At 40.9% G+C, this 19,320-nt stretch carries 22 protein-coding genes; 14 read left to right on the forward strand and 8 right to left on the reverse strand.

What is annotated here, in order from left to right:
* Window positions 1-56: 56 nt before the first annotated feature.
* Window positions 57-809, reverse strand: a complete 753-nt coding sequence (locus tag H6G69_RS28520; protein WP_190692487.1) for a winged helix-turn-helix domain-containing protein — start codon at window positions 807-809, stop codon at window positions 57-59.
* Between the two features lie 550 nt (window positions 810-1,359).
* Here H6G69_RS28520 and H6G69_RS28525 point away from each other — a divergent pair.
* Window positions 1,360-2,343: a hypothetical protein gene (locus H6G69_RS28525; protein ID WP_190692488.1), complete on the forward strand. Its 984-nt coding sequence runs from the start codon at window positions 1,360-1,362 to the stop codon at window positions 2,341-2,343.
* Between the two features lie 118 nt (window positions 2,344-2,461).
* Window positions 2,462-3,541, forward strand: coding sequence for a hypothetical protein (locus H6G69_RS28530; RefSeq protein ID WP_190692489.1), 1,080 nt, complete (start codon window positions 2,462-2,464; stop codon window positions 3,539-3,541).
* Between the two features lie 408 nt (window positions 3,542-3,949).
* Here the strand turns inward: H6G69_RS28530 and H6G69_RS34555 are convergent, their stop codons facing one another.
* The 4 genes from H6G69_RS34555 to H6G69_RS28545 all read right to left on the reverse strand — a co-directional run bounded on the left by H6G69_RS34555 (window position 3,950) and on the right by H6G69_RS28545 (window position 5,770).
* Window positions 3,950-4,075, reverse strand: coding sequence for a hypothetical protein (locus H6G69_RS34555; RefSeq protein WP_277883487.1), 126 nt, complete (start codon window positions 4,073-4,075; stop codon window positions 3,950-3,952).
* Between the two features lie 131 nt (window positions 4,076-4,206).
* On the reverse strand, window positions 4,207-4,980 hold the full coding sequence (gene hisA / locus H6G69_RS28535) for a 1-(5-phosphoribosyl)-5-[(5-phosphoribosylamino)methylideneamino]imidazole-4-carboxamide isomerase (protein WP_190692490.1): 774 nt from the start codon (window positions 4,978-4,980) through the stop codon (window positions 4,207-4,209).
* A gap of 149 nt (window positions 4,981-5,129) precedes the next feature.
* Complete coding sequence (locus H6G69_RS28540; protein WP_190692491.1) at window positions 5,130-5,426, reverse strand: DUF3593 domain-containing protein; 297 nt, start codon at window positions 5,424-5,426, stop codon at window positions 5,130-5,132.
* Window positions 5,423-5,770 carry a DUF2499 domain-containing protein gene (locus tag H6G69_RS28545; RefSeq protein WP_190692507.1) on the reverse strand — a complete coding sequence of 116 codons (348 nt, stop codon included), beginning with the start codon at window positions 5,768-5,770 and terminating at the stop codon, window positions 5,423-5,425. Before H6G69_RS28545 ends, H6G69_RS28540 begins: the two co-directional genes overlap by 4 nt.
* A 189-nt stretch (window positions 5,771-5,959) precedes the next feature.
* Between H6G69_RS28545 and csaB the strand changes: the two genes are divergently transcribed.
* The 4 genes from csaB to H6G69_RS34200 all read left to right on the forward strand — a co-directional run bounded on the left by csaB (window position 5,960) and on the right by H6G69_RS34200 (window position 7,852).
* A complete protein-coding gene (gene csaB, locus H6G69_RS28550) occupies window positions 5,960-6,997 on the forward strand; it encodes a polysaccharide pyruvyl transferase CsaB (RefSeq protein WP_190692492.1) in 1,038 nt (345 codons plus the stop codon).
* A 168-nt stretch (window positions 6,998-7,165) separates the two neighbouring features.
* Window positions 7,166-7,483, forward strand: a complete 318-nt coding sequence (locus H6G69_RS28555; RefSeq protein WP_190692493.1) for a hypothetical protein — start codon at window positions 7,166-7,168, stop codon at window positions 7,481-7,483.
* Window positions 7,480-7,656 carry a hypothetical protein gene (locus H6G69_RS34195; protein WP_242072219.1) on the forward strand — a complete coding sequence of 59 codons (177 nt, stop codon included), beginning with the start codon at window positions 7,480-7,482 and terminating at the stop codon, window positions 7,654-7,656. The genes H6G69_RS28555 and H6G69_RS34195 overlap by 4 nt, the downstream gene beginning before the upstream one ends.
* A gap of 1 nt (window position 7,657) precedes the next feature.
* Window positions 7,658-7,852, forward strand: coding sequence for a hypothetical protein (locus H6G69_RS34200; protein WP_242072220.1), 195 nt, complete (start codon window positions 7,658-7,660; stop codon window positions 7,850-7,852).
* Window positions 7,853-8,043: 191 nt separating this feature from the next.
* On the opposite strand, the gene pgeF is transcribed toward H6G69_RS34200, so the two are convergent.
* Entirely contained in the window at window positions 8,044-8,829 is a 786-nt protein-coding gene (gene pgeF, locus H6G69_RS28565) for a peptidoglycan editing factor PgeF (protein WP_190692494.1), read from the reverse strand.
* Window positions 8,830-8,978: 149 nt separating this feature from the next.
* Here pgeF and H6G69_RS28570 point away from each other — a divergent pair, with 149 nt between their 5' ends.
* The gene (locus H6G69_RS28570) at window positions 8,979-9,803 is read left to right on the forward strand and encodes a biotin--[acetyl-CoA-carboxylase] ligase (RefSeq protein WP_190692495.1); all 825 of its coding nucleotides are present in this window, start codon (window positions 8,979-8,981) and stop codon (window positions 9,801-9,803) included.
* Window positions 9,804-9,886: 83 nt separating this feature from the next.
* Window positions 9,887-11,500, forward strand: a complete 1,614-nt coding sequence (locus H6G69_RS28575; RefSeq protein ID WP_190692496.1) for a peptidoglycan DD-metalloendopeptidase family protein — start codon at window positions 9,887-9,889, stop codon at window positions 11,498-11,500.
* A gap of 55 nt (window positions 11,501-11,555) precedes the next feature.
* Here the strand turns inward: H6G69_RS28575 and H6G69_RS28580 are convergent, their stop codons facing one another.
* On the reverse strand, window positions 11,556-12,236 hold the full coding sequence (locus H6G69_RS28580; protein WP_190692497.1) for a riboflavin synthase: 681 nt from the start codon (window positions 12,234-12,236) through the stop codon (window positions 11,556-11,558).
* 337 nt (window positions 12,237-12,573) lie between these two features.
* On the opposite strand from H6G69_RS28580, the gene H6G69_RS28585 reads away from it, so the two are divergent.
* Both H6G69_RS28585 and H6G69_RS28590 read left to right on the forward strand, forming a co-directional pair.
* Window positions 12,574-13,071, forward strand: a complete 498-nt coding sequence (locus H6G69_RS28585) for a bifunctional nuclease family protein (RefSeq protein WP_190692498.1) — start codon at window positions 12,574-12,576, stop codon at window positions 13,069-13,071.
* 160 nt (window positions 13,072-13,231) lie between these two features.
* Entirely contained in the window at window positions 13,232-14,362 is a 1,131-nt protein-coding gene (locus H6G69_RS28590) for an aldo/keto reductase (protein WP_190692499.1), read from the forward strand.
* A gap of 126 nt (window positions 14,363-14,488) precedes the next feature.
* Here the strand turns inward: H6G69_RS28590 and H6G69_RS28595 are convergent, their stop codons facing one another.
* Window positions 14,489-15,385 carry an alpha/beta fold hydrolase gene (locus H6G69_RS28595; protein WP_190692500.1) on the reverse strand — a complete coding sequence of 299 codons (897 nt, stop codon included), beginning with the start codon at window positions 15,383-15,385 and terminating at the stop codon, window positions 14,489-14,491.
* Between the two features lie 400 nt (window positions 15,386-15,785).
* Between H6G69_RS28595 and H6G69_RS28600 the strand changes: the two genes are divergently transcribed.
* The 4 genes from H6G69_RS28600 (at window position 15,786) to H6G69_RS28615 (ending at window position 18,987) form a co-directional block, all read left to right on the forward strand.
* Entirely contained in the window at window positions 15,786-16,340 is a 555-nt protein-coding gene (locus H6G69_RS28600) for a thioredoxin family protein (protein ID WP_190692501.1), read from the forward strand.
* Window positions 16,341-16,410: 70 nt separating this feature from the next.
* Entirely contained in the window at window positions 16,411-17,139 is a 729-nt protein-coding gene (gene pyrH, locus H6G69_RS28605) for a UMP kinase (RefSeq protein WP_190692502.1), read from the forward strand.
* Window positions 17,126-17,674: a ribosome recycling factor gene (gene frr / locus H6G69_RS28610; RefSeq protein ID WP_190692503.1), complete on the forward strand. Its 549-nt coding sequence runs from the start codon at window positions 17,126-17,128 to the stop codon at window positions 17,672-17,674. Before pyrH ends, frr begins: the two co-directional genes overlap by 14 nt.
* 194 nt (window positions 17,675-17,868) lie before the next feature.
* Window positions 17,869-18,987 (forward strand): geranylgeranyl reductase family protein, encoded by a 1,119-nt coding sequence (locus tag H6G69_RS28615; protein ID WP_190692504.1) that lies wholly within the window; start codon window positions 17,869-17,871, stop codon window positions 18,985-18,987.
* The last annotated feature ends 333 nt before the right edge of the window (window positions 18,988-19,320 follow it).

A 19,320-nucleotide genomic window follows, 5' to 3' on the forward strand; every position in this document is an offset into this window, starting at 1 on the left:
AGTCAGAGTTGTTAGTTGCGTCGTGATTAATCAAAACTAACAACTATCTTCACAAATTATCCGAAACGATAGCCAAATCCTCTTACAGTCACAATATATTCAGGGTGGCTGGGGTCTAACTCTAACTTCTCACGCAACCAGCGGATGTGAACATCCACAGTTTTGCTATCGCCAACAAAATCTGGCCCCCAAACTTGATCTAGCAATTGTTCCCGCGACCAAACTCGCCGCGCATAACTCATAAACAATTCCAACAAGCGAAATTCTTTCGGTGAAAGATTCACTTCTTGACCCCGCACTAACACGCGACATTCTTGAGGATTTAAGGTCACATCTTTATATTTGAGAACTGGTAGCTGCTGTAAAGTACTTAAACGTTGTCTACGCAACAAAGCCCGACAGCGTGCCACTAATTCCCGCATACTAAAGGGTTTGGTGAGATAGTCATCTGCGCCAACTTCTAAACCTAACACGCGATCGGTTTCACTACCCTTGGCACTTAACATCAAAATTGGCACTGGATTACCTTGATGACGCAGCAAGCGGCAGATATCTAGCCCATTGATTTGCGGCAACATCAAATCAAGAATAATCAAATCAAAGGGAAATTCGCCTGAATTCGGTTCAAAACTTTTGAGATACTCAACAGCCGCCCGTCCATCTGGTGCTGTTACCACCCCATAACCTTCTTCTTCCAATGCTACAGCTAGCATCTCTTGGATTAACTCTTCGTCTTCTACCACTAGAATCTGGTTAGTGTGTCCGATATCTGCTCTAGCAGAATACTTGGTCGATTCACTGGTGTACATTGATATCACAAAAGTCTGCCCTGTGCTTGTATCAATATGAGAATTGAGTCAATTATCTAACTTTGCGGTGCATTTATGGTTGCGCTGGAGCAAATTAATTTGCAAAAAGTAACATATATGACAGTAGTATCTAGATTATAAATCAAAGTGGCTGCACATTTGCAAAAATTTTAGACATAAAAATTTTAACCAACTATCTTACTTACTAGACTGCTTTTTGATTCTTTTGGCTGAATATCAAGCATAAAACCAACTTTTATTTGGTTTTTACGCTCATCCTTAGAAATACATTGCATTTGCTATTGACAATAGCAGATTGACTTTAGTATATTTATAGTACAAAAATACTATTAAACTTACAAATACAAACCATACCTAGAAATTGAGTACGTTGAATTTACGACTGACTCAAGCTTTAGTATTTCTTCACTTTAGTAGTTGTACTGAACAAAAACCAATGTTCTAGAGGTTACGCTGATGTCTGCATAGGGTAGCCACGGGTATGTCTTGCTACCTGTTAAATTCATTAAATCATTAAGGGAGTTTGAGTATGACTTCAGTTGCAGTTAAAGAAAGCCAACAGCAACTAGTACAAGCATTTCAGCAAATTTTAGCAGAGCGAAAAAAAATAGAATCAAAAATTGCCACTAAACAAGAAGGAGCAGAAAAAGCAAAAAACCAAGAAATTTTAACTGCGGCTTCTGCCTACACCGTTGATAGCATTGTTAAAGGTTTAGCAGACTTACAACTAGAATTTGGTAGTGTTGTTAATTCCCTATCAGAAAAATTAGCTAAAGAAAATTCCAAATTAGATGAATTAAACCGAGCCATAGACATTGAAACACAACATCTGCAAGAACTTAAAAGGATCAGAATTGTAGCAGATATTTTAGATATACTCACTCAAGAACATCAAGAAAAATTAAAAATACTGGAACAAGATATAACCAGTAAAAAAGACGCAATTGATAAAGAAATTGTTGTCAAGCGGAAAGAATGGCAAAAAGAAGAATCTGAGCATGAAGAAGCTGTAAAAATCTACAATGATGCCACTGCTAAAGAACGTCAGCAAGAGCAGGAAGAATATCAATATAAGTTAGAAACCACACGCAAACTTAATACAGATGCTTACGAAGCCAAGCAACGTAACTTACAAAGAGAAATTCAAGAAAAAACTCAACAAAAAGCAAAAGACTGGATAGAACGAGAACAAATCTTAACTAGCAATCAAGCTTTATTTACAGAATATCAGCAAAAAGTGGCATCCTTCCCTGCGGAGTTAGAAGAAGCAGTGAAGAAAGCTAGAGAAGAAGCCATTAAAGATACTAGCCAAAAAGCCAAAATTGAAGCTGATTTATTTGAAAAGGAATGGGAAGCAACCAAACAAAGCTATGAATTAAAAATTCAAGGTTTAGAAGAAACAATTAAGAAGCAAGCAGAACAAATAGAAAGCATTTCTACGCAATTACAAACAACCTTAAAACAAGCACAAGATTTGGCTATGAGAGCCTTTGGCAATTCTGCTGCTAAATAAATTTAAATAGCAATCCTGGTGGAATTTTCAATAGAAGAGTGGGAACAGGTAGTAGATATGTTCGCCACTATTTGAAGATTGCTATATCTGACTAATTTGAAATATTTGGAGGTTGCGTGTGGCTGGTAAAAAACTTACCGATAAAAATACAAAAGCTGAAATTTTGCAAGCGTATGAAGAGTTAGCTAAAGAAAGCGCAGGATTAAAAACTCAACTAACTCAAATACAAAAAGATAGCCAGACTGTTAATAAAGATAAGCCCAAGGTAGAACCAACTACAACTATGAATAAGCCAGCTACTATCCAGCAAAAAATGAACTATACAATTGAAAGTTTAGCTAAAATTCAATTGGGTTTTGGTAGTGCGGCAAATGAATTATCAGAACAGTTAACTACCCAAGCTTCTAAATTAGGAGAAATTAGAAAAGATGTAGAAACTGAAATTACCGAATTAAAACAATTACATAACTTAGAGATTGCTGACGATACCTTAGATACACTGATTACAGCCTATGACGATAATTCTAAGGCATATCAAGAAGAATATAGTCAACGCTATGAAGTTTTATCTCAAGAAATTCTCGAACAACGCATTGTTTGGCAAAAAGAACAAGAAGAATATAAAAAGACAATTAAAGAACGCAATGAGAACTTAAATAAATCACGCCAAAGAGATACAGCAGAGTATAAATATGATTTAGAACTCCAACGAAAATTGGCAGCAGATGAATATGAACAAACACAAAAAGGATTATATAAACAATTAGAAGAATCGCAAGCAGCAACAGAAAAACAGTGGGCGGAACGAGAAAAGCAAATTGCTGAAAGAGAAAAGCAATTTGAAGAAGCAAAAGCTAAAGTAGAGGCTTTCCCAAAAGAGAAGGAAGCTGCTATGAAAAAAGCGACAGAAGAAGGCAAAGGTATTGCCCACTATCAAGCAAAAGTGAAAGCAGACTTATATGCTAAAGAGGTAGAAGGACAAAAGCGATTTTATGAGCAGAGATTACAATCTTTAGAACAGACTATTACTAATCAAGAAACGCGAATACAAAACTTGTCTAAACAACTAGAATCTGCATTACAACAAGTTCAAGATTTAGCAGTTAAAGCAATTGAAGGGACTGCAAATGTGAACTCATACCAAGCAATTAAAGAAATAGCCTTAGAACAGGCCAAAAGCCAGGTAAAAAATAAATAGTTAGGTTTAATTCAATATTTTCAGGTGGGTTAGGTGCTGATATTTAGATGTAATTTGGCACTTAACCCACTGTTGTATAAGCTCATGCTAATGCTGAGAATTAGTGGTCTGTTTTATTTGGTTTACCATTATTCAGAGGTTTTTTGCGATTAGTGCTAGTTGTGTTGGATTGTTGATTAGGTTGGGGCTTGGAGTTTGGTTGTTGGTTAGACATGAGACTTCAGTAATTAACTATAAGTTGATATACAACAAGGATATTACTTAATCCAGAAATTAGTTAAAAAATTTACAAGTACAAATAAAAAGAGACGCTATTTTGTTCGCGCCTCTGTTACAGAAGAAACCCATTACTGTAAAAATATGAGAAAATATTGTAAATGTTATTTGATATTGATTAAATTTGCTTAGTTATTTCATCTGATCAGGTTGATTGGTTTGTGATTTATCAGTTTTGTCATTTCTATTGATAGGCTGAACCAAACCTGGTTCTGTTTTCAATGGCTTACCTTTTTTGGGGGGTGTTGGACGAGACATAAAAATATACTCACTGTTTGTAAAATCTTTACTATTTGAACTACAGCAGTAGAAATAACTATTCCGGAAATTATCTGCGGCTAAATTTAGACAACCTATTGATTTAGCCGCGATTTTGGATACAGCCAATTTTAGGCGAAGGATGAAAAGCCAAGATTTGGGGGAATATCTTGAATGCGTCCCGGCCCGATCGCTCGCAGTGCTTCTTTGAGTAAAATATCGCCAGTATACAAAGCACGTCCCACAATTGCACCTGTGACACCTTGTGGTTCTAAAGCTAACAAACTCAACAAATCAGTCACAGAACTCACACCACCAGAAGCAATGACAGGAATAGAAATAGCATTGGCAAGTTCGCGCAACGCTTCAATATTGGGGCCACTCAAAGTGCCATCACGGTGAATATCAGTGTAGATAATAGCAGCTGCACCTAACTCTTGCATTCGCACAGCCAGTTGCGTTGCCAAAACTTCCGAGGTTTCTAACCAACCACGGGTGGCTACTTTGCCATTGCGCGCATCAATGCCGATAATAATCTGCTGGGGAAATTCTTGACAGAGTTCTTGGACTAGCTGCGGTTGTTCGACGGCGACAGTTCCCAAGATGGCCCATTGTACACCCAAGTTAAACACTTGCTGCACACTAGAGCGATCGCGCAAACCACCACCAACTTCAATCGGTACGGATATTGCTTGAGCGATCGCTGCAATAGCTTTCAAGTTTACTACTTTACCTGCTTTTGCTCCATCTAAATCTACTAAATGCAAGCGAGTTGCACCTTCATCTACCCATTGTTTAGCCACATCAACCGGATTTTCACTAAAAACTTGCGATCGCTCATAGTCTCCCTGATACAATCGCACACATCGACCTTCTAATAAATCAATTGCTGGAATTACGTCCATTTAACTTTCCTTTTTAAAAGTGCTGAGTGCTGTTAGCGGTAGCGGGGCGTTTAGCTCGTGCTGAGTGCTGAGTGCTGTTCACTGAGCGTTCGCGCAGCGTCTCCAACAGGAGAAGTCGAAGTGTGAGTGTTGAGTAAAAATACTCGCCTCTAGTCCCTAGCCTCTAGCTTCTCCTTCACCGCTTGGCGAAAACCAATCACAATCAAGATGTTGGCTAACGTTAAAAATACTTCCGCACCACCATGTAACCAGTCAACATTTGCCAGAGACTCTCCATAATGAACTTTGGCGTAAATACCTGCGGGGATGGTAACGCCAACAAACACCAGCGTACCGTAAAATCCATACAGTGCTAAACGCGGCATTTGCTGACTGCGGCTAATAAACCACAAGAAACCCAAATAGGGAAATAGAGAAAGGGCAAACAGGGTTTCTTTTGAAATCATCGTTCTGATTTAATAGATGGAACTGCAATAGAATTAGAAGCATTTTTGGCAGACTTAGCAGAACGCCAAATCCACACCGCAGCTGCCCATAACGTAAAATTACCAACTAAAGTCATAGTAGCTTGCAGCGTTACCAGCCATTCTAAAGATTCAGCATTGTCAAAATAATGCCAGGTGCAAGCACACATAGCACTAACTAAAGCTGGTAACATGGCTAGGGACAATCCCCACCAACTACGATTACCAGTGAGTTCACCGTAAGTCCAGATTAACCAAATCGCGGCAATCCACTCAATAACGCTAGAAATATGAATAATCCAAGTGGGAATTGATAGGACGTGCATAAAGAAAGGCTGAAGTATGAAGTGTGAAGTATGAAAGGGGCTGGTAAAGAATGCTATGAACTCTCGTTCTTCAGCACTCATTTCATCTTCCCACAAGGAAATTCATCTTTTGTGTCCCAGATGGCTGACATCCTAGGAACGCTGAGGAAAAGTTGATAATCTTAAATCCAAAATCTCAAGATGGGAAATATGCGGGCGTTATTATCTGGATATTACGGCAAAGGTAATGGTGGCGATGAAGCTTTACTGGCGACGCTTTTACAAATGTTGCCATCTCATGTTACGCCTGTAGTGCTGTCTGGTAATCCCGAAGAAACACACAATCGCTACAATGTAGAAACTCACAACCGGATGGCGATGCTACCTGTAATGAAAGCAATGCGTTCCTGTGATGCTTTTATTTGGGGCGGTGGTAGTTTAATTCAAGATGTTACTAGTACAATTAGCCCTTTGTATTATGGTGGATTAATGACATTGGCGCAAACAATGGGTTTAAAAACCATTGCTTGGGCGCAAGGTATTGGCCCCTTGGTGCGTCCGCAAACTCAGTGGTTAGCCAGACGCAACTTTGCAGGCTGCACCAAAGTTAGTGTACGCGATCGCGCCAGTGCTGCTTTATTATCAAATTGGCAAATTCCGCATATTATTGCACCTGATCCGGTTTGGGCGTTGCAAGGTAAACCCGTACCAGGACTAGCAGATTTACCTGCGCCGAGGGTAGCTGTAACATTGCGATCGCATCCTCAACTTACCGACACCCGTCTAGCTAACCTAACCAAGGCATTAGTTGATTTTCAAAAAGCTACTCAAGCATTTATTTTACTACTGCCATTTCAAAAAAGTGAAGATTTAGGTATTGCTCAAACAATCCAACCTTATTTACCCGAAGTTAGCCAAATATTGTGTTTAGAAGATCCACAACTTTTAAAAGGTGTGTATCGTGGTGTAGACATGGCGATAGGAATGCGCCTGCACAGTTTAATTATGGCTGCTGCTGAAGGTTGTCGCTGTTTTGCTTTAAGTTATGACCCAAAAGTCAATCGCTTGATGGAAGATTTAGCCATACCTGGTTGGGATTTAGTTGATTTACCAGATGATGTAAATGTAATTAGTAAAACTTGGGTTGAACATTACGCCAATGGCGAAGCATTATCATCAGAAAAAATTCAATCTTTAGTAGATAGAGCCTTAATGCACCGCGAATTGTTGATTGAAGCTTTGAGTTAAATATTAGCATTTTATGAGTATTAGCTATATGTTAATGAAAGTTTCAGATAAATTTTATATAGTGAATTCATAAATAAAAAGTAAATGATAAAAATTTACAATAATTATAAATTAAAAATTCTTTAGAGTTACGCCATAACAAAATTAGACGAGCGCGGATAAATCAATATGACACAGGTATCACAGCCAAAACGCACCCGCATTTTACCAGAATCAAAATTAATACCTGAAGACATCCACCACCATCGAGAACAAAGAGATGCTCTTGCTGTGCGTTGTCGTCATATCTTTGAGCGATTACGTCCAAATCTCATCGAGACATATTATAACTGGCATATTGCGATTGAGCCTGAAACAGAACAGTACATAATTGATCCAACTCTTTTAGGAATAACACAAAAAATCCGTGAAATTTATGGCATAACTCACGAAGTAAAACTCACCATTTTTAGATTAAATGAAACAGGAACCTGCGGTAGATTATGATTGCAGGTTCATTTGGAAATAATGGTGAGCTATTATTTGAAATTCAGCTTGTTGCTAATAATGATGAGAGCTTTACTGTTGAAGCTTTACTCGATACTGGTTTTACAGATGGATGGTTAGCTATTAATACTCAGGGAAGTATTGGCGTGGCCATTAATAGCAGCACAGATTGAAATGCAGACAGCCAGAGGAAATGCACTATTTGATATCTACGAAGGCATAGTTATTATCGACGGGATTGAATTTACAATTCCTGTCCATATCGGGGATGAAATTCCTGATACAGTTTTGCGAGTATTGTGGCTAGATATTATGCAATTAATTGTTAATAAACCAAACGGAATATTAACGCTGGAAATAGTGAAATAAAATTAAACTGTATAGTCCAATTAAATAAAGTTAAATGAATAATTAAAAAGGCTTTCTATTCTCTAAGTTTCTCTTTTAGAGAATAGAAGCGTTTGTCAAATTCTTATTTGCGAGCTTTGCTTTGCGCCTTTGCGTCTTTGCGCGAGAAAAATAAGCATTTATGCTAACTATCCAGTAATAAAAACCTAAAACTAATTACTGACAATTCCTGACCATTGAACTTTTTTCTGTTGTTCTCGGCGGTAAGAGAAGAAATGCTCTGGAGTTTGGTAAGTACAATAAGGTGCGATCGCAATTTGTTCAACACTAATTCCTAAGTTTTCCATTTGCAAAGCATTCACTCGCCGCACATCAACTCTCACCTTTCCTGGTTCTGGGTCGGCTAATAAGGGAGAATTGGGTAATTCATGTAACGCCTGGACAGTTTTTTGTGCGTCATTATATGGTAGAATACTGCATCCGATTTCCGCAGCTACCTCAACAGAAACTTGGTAAACTTCACCAGCGATCGCTGGCCCCATTGCAATTCTCAAGTCTTCTAGTTGGCTACCTTGGGCTTGTAATCGGGCGAAAGCTTGCGGGACAATTTTCGCGGCTGTACCCCGCCAACCCGCGTGTAATGCAGCTACCTGTCCGGTTCGCACATCCCCAATTAATACAGGTGTACAATCTGCACTGGCTACCCACACCGCTTGTAAAGGTTGTTCGGTAATTAAACCATCAGCTAAGGCAAAAGCAGATTCTTCATCTCCGGCGATTTCGCTGATTTGCGATTCAACTTCTTGCGGAGTCAGAACTGTATTACCATGTACCTGCTTCAAGCGATAAGCTGATGCTTCTGGGTGCAGCACTTGTGTTAAATCTTGAGGAGATCGCGGCCAGAACTGATGAGTAAAAAAGCCGTGTTGCCAATTTTCTAAAAGACTACAAGTAAGGTATGGCAGTCCTTCCCAATTGCGCCAGTGCCAAGTGTACATCTTCAAACTAAACCTAATTAGAGGGTATTGAATATTGGGTTTGAGGAATTAGGCAGGAAAAAATATTTTCTGCCTCTCATCTCTAGCCCCTAGTCCCTTTTATCAAAATCAACCAATTAATGCTAACTTGAACAACGGGATTTGGGTTAATGTCTGTGGAATTTGATTGCCAAAAATTTGAAATAGCCCTAAAAAAAGCAACAAACAGGGAAAATTCTCCGTTTTCGCTACATGTATTTGACAGCGTTCCTTCCACTAACCAAACACTTTGGAAAATGCTCGCCGAGGGAGCAAAACCTTGGTCTGTAGTCATTGCCAAACAACAAACTGCGGGTAGAGGACAGTGGGGCAGACAGTGGATTTCTCATACTGGGGGATTATACCTTTCAGTAGCGATCGCGCCTAAACTAGAAGCTAGTGCCAGTTATCAACTAACTCTTGCAAGTGCTTGGGGCATTGCATCCCAACTGCATCAGCTAGGTGTAAATGTAGGGATTAAATGGCCCAACGATCTCGTCATCAATGGCCGCAAATTAGGCGGCATTCTGACAGAAACCAAAATCCATCATGGATATATTACCCAAGCAGTAATTGGAGTTGGCATTAACTGGACAAACCCCGTACCCGAAACGGGAATAAATTTAGAAATGTGGCAAGCCTCCTACGCTACCAAACCGATTTCTTGTCTAGAAATTCTCACTTGGGCCGTTTTACGGGGAATAGAATCCGGTATGGAGTGCCTTGCTCAAGAAGGAGTAAACATACTCTTGTCTCGCTATCTGGAATTTCTTTCTAATCTAGGTGACAAAGTATACATCAATGATTTGGCAGGCACTGTAGTCGGCGTTAATTCTCAGGGTAATTTACGTGTTTCTCTGGAAACTTATGATACAACAGACATAAAAACAACAGAACTTTATATTGAACCCGGTACAATCAGTTTGGGATACCGTAATTCTTCTGTCCCATTATAGGTTTGTTATTAAATTCGCTCTTTGGGCAAGACAAACCACTGGCATCATCTCTTTAGGCAAATTTAAAATAACTGAGAGAAACAATGACGCAGCGCAATACATCTGCCCATAATCCTGATCAAAACTCTAAGCAGCAAGGTTTAGCAAAAAAACGTTTTGTATCTACCCTGCCAGCCCAGAGTCTCTGCTTACTGAGTAGCGTTAGCCTGCTCAGTGGTGGCTTCGTGTTTGCCCAAACAGATACATCAATAGATAACATTGTGCCTGTGGAAAACTCCCAACCCACAGGCAGAACAAATTACATAAAAAAAGATATTGTTATCCCTGAAGCACCAAAGGCGCAACCAGAATTTTCGCAACGCCGCGCTAACCTCACACAAAGACTCCGCAAGCCCCAAGTTGCCCAATCACAAGAGCCACTGAGGCAGTCTCAACCCCAAACAGAAACAGCTGTTGAGCCAGTTTTCACTCCCAGGCGCAGCAGTGCTGAAACTTTGCCAAAAAAACCAGTTAGCGTCCGCACAGCCAAACCCAAACTGGAAGTTTCTCAGCCAACTGCCAGCGTTCGAGAAGAACCAAAAATTGAAGTAGCCAAACCTGTTGTGCCTCGCGTCACACCCGAAAAGCTGCCAGAAGTTGCTCAACCAGCAAATAATCATACCTCTGTGGGCGCGGTTAATGGTGGGTCAACAACAGATTACAACAATGCCTACATTGACCCGAACGATTACGGCACATCAACCACCAATACCTACAAAGCACCCGATTCTGTCATCTTGACAAATCGGACTAGTGGTTGCCGCACAATTTTGCCCTCAGGACAAGTCATATCAACTAGTTTTTGTGAGCAAAGCCAGCCTACCTCGAATCAACGCGTAGCTAACTCTGAAAGCAAATCAGCCCCAAATTGGCTCAAGAAAAGTCAAAATACTCAGTTAGCCAACGTCCAACCAATTAGGCCTTTGGCTAGCACTAGTAATGAAACTAACTGGCGCGCTCCTCGTGTTGTTTCTGGTGGTGAAGTCAAGACGGCTTTTCGTCCGAATCGATTTATCCCCAGCCCTAGCGAGTTTGTCACGACAAAAGTCAGTGCAACTCCTGTTGCCCCTAGTGCAGGTACTTTACCTCCGCCGATGATTGAGGGGAATTTGGCTCCTCGCCCTGGTATTGTGGCTTACGATATTCCCCTAGCATCAGTTTTACCCCAAATACCTTTTAGCGGTGCGATCGCTTATAGTGGTAGTACCTCAGGAATCATGTATCCCTTGGCTGTACCTGCGCCCATTACTTCCTTGTTTGGTTGGCGAATACATCCCATCACAGGTAATCGTCGCTTCCACGCTGGTACAGATTTAGGTGCGCCTATGGGTACACCAATTTTGGCAGCTGCTAAAGGTCAAGTAGAAACTGCTGGCTGGGTTGGTGGATATGGTTTAACAGTCATCCTCAATCATAGTTCGACACAGCAAACTCTTTATGGGCATATGTCGGAAATCTTTGTGCAACCAGGCCAAATCGTCGAACCAGGGATGATGATTGGACGAGTTGGTAGCACAGGTAATTCTACAGGGCCACACCTACACTTTGAAGCCCGCCGCCTCACACAAGATGGATGGGTGGCAGTTGACCCCAATGGAGAATTACAAGCTGGTCTTAACCAATTGTTAAATCCCCTACGTACAGCCCAAGTACCTTAAAAAATATGAAGTCTGAAATTTACCTTTCAGACTTCATACTTCATCATTCAGAATTTTACAAATATCCGTGTTCTGCTAAAAATGTGGGTGTAATCTCATTAAATCCGTCATCATCTGTCGATGTTGCTGGATGTTTACCAGGGTAAAGAAATTTTTCTACATATTTGCCAAGAATATCCCCTTCTAAATTCACCCAACTACCAGAGACAAGATAGCGCAGATTGGTGTCAGCATAGGTAAGGGGAATGACAGCCACCGTAAACTGTGAAAGTTCTGGCTCGTAGGCAGCAACAGTCAGACTAATACCATTTACCGCAATGCTACCTTTAGGGACAATGTACCGCGCGATCGCTTCAGGTGCAGTAAAAGTCATTTCCCAAGAAGTCGCCGTCTGTTGAGCGGTTAATAATCGACCTACACCATCTACATGTCCCATGACAAAATGACCGCCGACTTTGCTACCCACTCGCAGCGAAGCTTCTAGGTTGACATATCTTTGTTGTGTTTCCTCTAGCCCTAGAGTAGTACGGCGCAGAGTTTCTGGAGAAGCAGTGGCAATAAACCCGTCTTTTAAAATTTCTTCAACTGTCAGACAAACCCCATCTACGGCAATGCTGTCACCGTAGGCTAAATCCTGCATAATTACATTAGATGGCTGACTCAAACAAGTAACTTGCCAAGAATCACCCCCTAAGGGTTTTATCGTTCCTAAAGTTTGGATTAATCCTGTAAACACGGCTGTTCTTTGAAACTATTTCTATTTATTGCCTAATTCTGACTAAAATCAACTGGTATTTCTGACAAGAATGCAAGATATTTTGAGTATAATTTCTGACTCCTTTTATTATAAGGTGGATCACACATTTATATCTTTCTCAAGGCATACTTGTTTAATAAGGTTATTGTCTAGGTAGACTCCTTTAACTTACTCTGGTTTTCACAGCAAGTTAGGGGTTTAATAGAAGCAATTATAGAGAACCTGCCTATGTTTATTCGTTTTCCATTTGACCCAACAAAAAGTATAAAATGTTACTCATGTCTCACGCTATCCCAGGATTGTAGAGGCTTCGCCAATGATTGAAATGAAAGTCGCTGGCATAGCATTAGATGCCATAACTCGTAGCCCAATTGTACTTTTGAAAGATGCGTCAGATCGGCGCGCTTTACCAATTTACATTGGTCAAGAACAAGCAAGGGCAATTATGGGTGCGCTAGAGAATCAAAAGCCACCCAGACCATTAACCCATGACTTGATTGTCAACATTCTAGAGGCTTGGAATATGACCCTAGAAAAAGTTATTATTCATTCCTTACAGAAAGATACATTTTATGCAGCCTTAATTGTTCAGCAAGGCGAGGTGAAAAAAGAAATTGACGCACGTCCCAGCGATGCGATCGCAGTTGCCCTGCGGACAAATTCACCTATTTGGGTAATGGAAGAAGTCATCGCTGATGCCTCAATCCCTGTAGATCGGGATGCAGACGAAGCAGAACAAGAAGCCTTTCGTGAATTTATCTCTAATCTCCGTCCCGAAGATTTGATTAAGCGATTCGGTAATGGCGATAGCTAGAAAAGTACTAATTCATGAGTGCGGAGTGATGAAAAAGAAAGAGTCCAAAAATAAAACTAGCAAAAATTTTTCTTTCTTTTTCGCACTTCATTCTCAGTATAGACATTATTTCTTGTATTTATACTCAGAATCTAGCACTGAATTTTTAGAACTTTAACTAATGCAATACCGCCGCTTTGGAAAAACCAATCTCCGCCTTTCTGTTTTTTCTTTGGGGACAATGCGTTACTTAGCTGATGCTGAAAATGCACAGCAAACCATCGCTCAAGCCTTAGCTCTAGGAATTAATCATATAGAAACAGCCAGAGGTTACGGCAGAAGCGAAGAATACTTTGGTCTGGCGGTGAAAAGCGGCTTATCTGTCCCGCGTTCCCAACTGCACATCACCACAAAAATTCCCCCCACCTCTGACGCTGATAGTATGCGTCGGTTCATTGATGAATCTTTAGAACGATTACATCTAGATTATTTAGATTGTTTGGGAATTCATGGTTTAAATAATTGGGAGCATTTACAGTGGGTGCAAGCTAAAAATGGCTGTATGCAAGCTGTACAAGCAGCAATTACTGATGGTCGAGTACGGCACGTTGGCTTTTCCACCCACGGCCCATTAGAATTGATTTTGGCGGCAATCAATACAGATTTTTTTGAATTTGTCAATCTGCATTACTATTATTTTTTTCAACACAACGCCCCAGCAATTCAACTCGCTGCTCAAAAAGATATGGGTGTATTTATCATTTCTCCGGCTGACAAAGGAGGGCGACTTTACAACCCGCCACAAGCCCTTAAAGACCTATGTCAGCCCTACTCACCCTTGACATTAAACTATCGATTTTTGCTAAGTGATAGCCGCATTACTACATTAAGTATCGGGCCAAGCAAACCAGAAGAATTAATTGAACCTTTAAAAGTAGCTGACAGTATTAGTGAGTTAACATCAACAGAAATTTTGGTGTTTCAACAGTTAGAAAATCATCAAAAAAAAGTTTTAGAAACTGAAAATTGTAGTCAGTGCTATGCTTGTTTACCTTGCCCAGAAAATATTAATATTCCCGAAGTATTACGGTTACGTAATCTGGCTGTAGCATATGACATGACAGACTATGGTCAATATCGTTATGGAATGTTTGAAAATGCTGGTCATTGGTTCCCCGGAATGAAAGCTAGCAGATGTACAGAATGTGGTGATTGTTTACCAAGGTGTCCAGAACAATTACAGATTCCCGCTTTATTAAAAGATGCTCATGAAAAATTAAAAGGTAAATCTGGTAGAAGATTGTGGGGGTAATTAAAGACTAGTACAACAAGGCAAAAGTAAAAGGTCAAAAGGAAAAAGAAACAATAGTGAGACCACAAGCCTTTTAGAGGTTGTTTTAAAAGTTTTGGGCGAATAGAATTCGCCCATTCTTTTTCTTTATCTTATCCCTGCTCGCTCCTCAATCCAATCCTGTAAAATTGGGTTGACTAGCTCAGGAGCTTCATCTTGCGGGCAATGTCCCACTCCTTCTAAGGGAATAAACTTTTCTACTGTTGGGTAATTAGCTAACTCTCGACCTAGCTGCAATGGCTCCCAAGGGTCTGCTGTTCCCCATAAAATAATTGCCGGACAGGGTAGTATGGGTAGCAAATCTTCTGGTAACGGGCCTGTAGAGTAAGAAGTAAAAGCTAAAAACACAGCCACCGCCCCAGGATCTTTTGCAGGTGCAGTCAGAATATCTACTAACTCGTCGGTAACTGTGTCTGAATTAGCATAAGCTTGTAGCAAGATTTTCCGCACTGTTTTTGGTTGGGCCAGTTGCTTAAAAAAGAATTGCCCAATCGGTTTAACAGATAACAAACGCTGTAAAATTGGTGCGCCAGCACGACGAGACCAAGGTAGGGTTGCGCGTTTGCGATCGTGCAGTAATCTCAAAGAGCAATTTAGCAAAGCAACTCCTAAAGCCATATCTGGCGCAGTCACAGCAGCTTGCATCGCCACAATACAGCCAATGGAATTTCCGACGAAAAAAGCTGGCCCACCCACAACTTCACGACAAAAATCTGCTACCTGCTGTCCCCAAGTTTCTAAAGTGTAGGCAATTTTTTCGCCTGGTTGCGGCTTCGCAGAACCACCAAAGCCAATTAAATCTATTGCAAAAACACGGTTTTTTTGCGCTAATATAGGTATATTTTTACGCCAGTGCCACCAAGAAGCTCCAAAACCATGTACGAGAACAACTGCTGGCCCAGTAGTTCCTTGAGTGTGATAAGAAATAGGGAATCCTTGCCACATCCAAGTTTTTGCTGTCAATGTAGTTGTCGAATTAGTCATTGCCATTTATTTTTTTAGAAAAGTTAATAAAAATTAATAATTTCTGCAATTTATTTTAAATTGTAAAAGCCTATTGTAAAGACTGGACAAAATATCTTTTGCTAGACAGAGCAAACTTAGTAACTCTATTTACTGAAATTATAAGTATTAAGACTGTTTTATTTTTCTTAATAAACTATGTAATCTAAAGCTATTAGATATCTGGAAAAATTACTTATTTATAGGATATTGTAATAAAATTAACTTCGGATCAATATTCAGTAGTTTTACAATTTACTGTTTCTCCGTATGTCTCTACAATCATTTGGTATCTCGCATCGGCGTGAAGGTGGTTGGCACTAAAAAAATGACGCTGAAATTCACCTAGATTTTTGTTCCTAGTTCCTTCTGGATGGCGGCGATGAATATACTAGAAACAATTGATACCCCTGTTGGCGGCTACGCTCCGGATTTTGAACTGCCAGGAATTGACGAGCGAGTACATCATCTTAGACGTTATTTAGAGATGTACCGTGCAGTTGGCGTTGTTTTTATGTGCAACCACTGTCCTTATGTCAGTTTCTATTTAGACAAGCTCAAAAAAATTCAAGCGGAATTTTCGGGGAGTGGTTTTACCCTGATTGGCATGAATGGCTGTGATGTTAACCGATACCCGACAGAAAGCTTTGAACATATGAAAGCTTTTGCCAAACATCATCAGCTAAATTTTCCTTACCTGTGGGATTCTACTCAAGATGTGACGCGGAGTTTTGGCGCGATTAAAACTCCAATGGCGTTTTTGATCGATAGTAATGGTGTGCTGCGCTATAAGGGTAAAATTGACAGCCACCCCCAAGCCCCATCAGCTATGAGCGAAGAATATTTGCGAAATGCGATCGCCTGTTTATTCAAAAATCAAGCAATTATGCTGCCAGAAACAGAGCCGATTGGAACCTCATTGATTTGGCGCAACTAGACATAGATAGTCACAGTACTGTTATCTTAAATTGGAGGCAATTGCAACTTTTTCGATAAAGCGTAACTTCATGGGAACGAATTACCGACGGGTTTTACTTAAACTGAGCGGTGAAGCCTTGATGGGCAACATGGGCTATGGAATTGATCCAGAAGTGGTCAAAGAGATAGCACAAGAAGTAGCAGAGGTGATCGCCACTGGTGTTCAAATCGCCATAGTCGTTGGCGGCGGCAATATATTTCGGGGCGTGAAAGCGGCATCGGCGGGAATGGATAGGGCAACCGCTGACTACATAGGCATGATTGCCACGGTAATGAATGCCATGACGCTGCAAGATTCGCTAGAACGAATAGGGGTACAGACGCGTGTACAAACTGCCATCGCCATGCAAGAGTTAGCAGAACCGTATATTCGTCGCCGGGCCATCCGTCATCTTGAAAAAGGGCGGGTGGTCATTTTTGGTGCTGGTTCGGGAAATCCCTTCTTTACTACAGATACTACTGCCGCACTCAGAGCCGCAGAAATCGATGCAGAAGTGATTTTTAAAGCCACTAAGGTAGACGGAGTGTACGATGCAGACCCGCAAATTAATCCTAATGCCAAACGTTATACTAGCCTCACCTATGCTCATGTTTTGGCACAAGATTTACGGGTAATGGACAGTACTGCGATTGCCTTGTGTAAAGAAAACAATATTCCAATTCTGGTATTTGACCTAACAGTGCGAGGCAACATTCGCCGCGCAGTTTTAGGCGAATCCATTGGTACCCTTGTGGGAGGTTCTTGTGAAATTAGATGAAGCTCAAAGTAAAATGCAAAAAACTGTTGAGGCAACTCAACAAGCTTTTAACACAATTCGGACTGGTCGGGCTAATTCCAGTCTCTTAGATAAAGTGTTAGTTGAGTACTACGGTACACCAACACACCTAAAATCACTGGCGAATATTACTACGCCAGATGCCACGACAATTCTAATTCAGCCTTACGACAAAAGCAGCTTAAACCTGATTGAGAAAGCCATTTCCCTTTCTGATGTAGGTTTAACACCCAGTAACGACGGTTCTGTGATTCGGTTGAATATTCCACCCTTAACAAGCGATCGCCGTAAGGAATTTGTTAAAGTGGCAGCTAAGTATGCTGAAGAAGGTCGCGTAGGCATTCGTAACATCCGGCGTGATGGGATTGACTCAATTCGCAAACAAGAAAAAGCTTCAGAAATCTCTGAAGACGAAGCCAAAGACCTACAAGATAAACTACAAAAACTCACAGACAAGTACACTGCCAGAATCAACGAATTGTTAGCAGAAAAAGAAAAAGACATCACCACTGTTTAAAGTGTGAAGTATGAAGTGTGTAGACGCTTTTAGCGGCTTGCCGCAGGCTAGTATGAAGTTTATAATTTCAGCCTTCACACTTGATTTTTTTGAGGGTTAAGGTGTGTGGTCAAATCCCCGACTTCTTTAAGAAGTCGGGGATCTCGCAAAGCATTACGCCCCCAATAACTAATTCAGCAACAACATTCAGCCCTATGTATGACACCATTGTCGTTGGTGCTGGGCCAGCAGGTGGCACAGCAGCATATCATCTAGCCAAAAAAGGTAGCTCAGTATTAGTTTTAGAAAAAGAATCTTTACCTAGATATAAACCCTGCGGTGGGGGTGTGTCACCTGCGATCGCGCAATGGTTTGACTTTGATTTTAGCCCAGCTATTTCTCTAAAAGCCGATTTCTTCCGCTTCACCTGGAATTTGGGCGACCCTGTAGAAGCAAAAATTGGCACTAAAGAACCTATTTGGATGGTGCAACGAAATATTTTTGACCATTTCTTAGTGCAGCAAGCTCAAAAGCAAGGGGCAGAACTAAGGGATAACACAGAAGTCACAGGAATTGAATTTCAAGGCGACCACTGGCAAGTAAACACAGCTAATGGCCCAGTCACAGGTCGCTATCTAATTGCTGCTGACGGTGCAAAAGGCCCAATGGCAAAATGGCTAGGCTTTAAAGAACGTAAACGCTGCCTTGCAGGGGCATTAGAGGCAGAAGTTCCAGCAGATGTTACTGATACAACCATTTACTTTGAATTTGGCTTAGTCAAAAACGGCTATATGTGGAACTTTCCCAAAGCGGATGGATATTCTCTTGGCGTTGGTACATTTATTGGTGGTCAACCCCAAGACTTCAAAAAGATTTTGGATGAGTACGCCAAATCTTTTAACTTAGACATCAAAACTAGCAAACAATATGGTTATCCCTTAACTCTTTGGGATGGCACACAAAAACTGCATACCCAAAATGCTGTTTTAGCCGGTGAAGCAGCTTGTGTAGTTGACCCAATGACCGCAGAAGGCATTCGCCCCTCGATTTTTAGTGGCTTACTAGCAGCAGAATTTGTCAGTCGGGCAATTGCTGGGGACATCAACGCCTTAGAAGGGTATAGCGAAGCCATAAACGAACAATGGGGTAGTGAAATGGCTTGGGCGAAAAAATTAGCACAGGCATTTTATCGCTTTCCTGGTGTTGGTTACAAAGTAGGAGTTAAACACCCTTCTAGCATTCCAGTTATGGGTAAAGTCCTTTGTGGTGAACTACGTTATGCTGAAGTTGCTAATCGTGCGTTGAAGCGGTTAATTCCTGGTGTGGGTAGTTAGTGACTCAGGATTTACGCACTAAAGTTTTCTGTTGGTGATTGGGTGTAATACCATTTCACGAACCTCCTGATACAAATCCATTGGTTTTGAAGCTACATTCCGCACCTGAAACTCTCACAAACAGGACTTACGCAACTGTCACAAGCAATGGTGCGGTTGCGCCGCATCAAGCACCAAACAACTAGACAATAAACATGGGAACATCCGGAAGTTTTAGTTATGACAGTTGACATACTCACCGACCTAAAGGTGCGGTGATTCTTGACGCTTCACCGGACTGTGCTGGCGAACCAGTCTTACCTGTCCTCTGCGCCCGTTTAAGGTCGTGCCGAT

Origin of the sequence: Nostoc sp. FACHB-110 (assembly GCF_014697425.1) — a bacterium.
In the GTDB taxonomy this organism is placed as follows: domain Bacteria; phylum Cyanobacteriota; class Cyanobacteriia; order Cyanobacteriales; family Nostocaceae; genus Nostoc_B.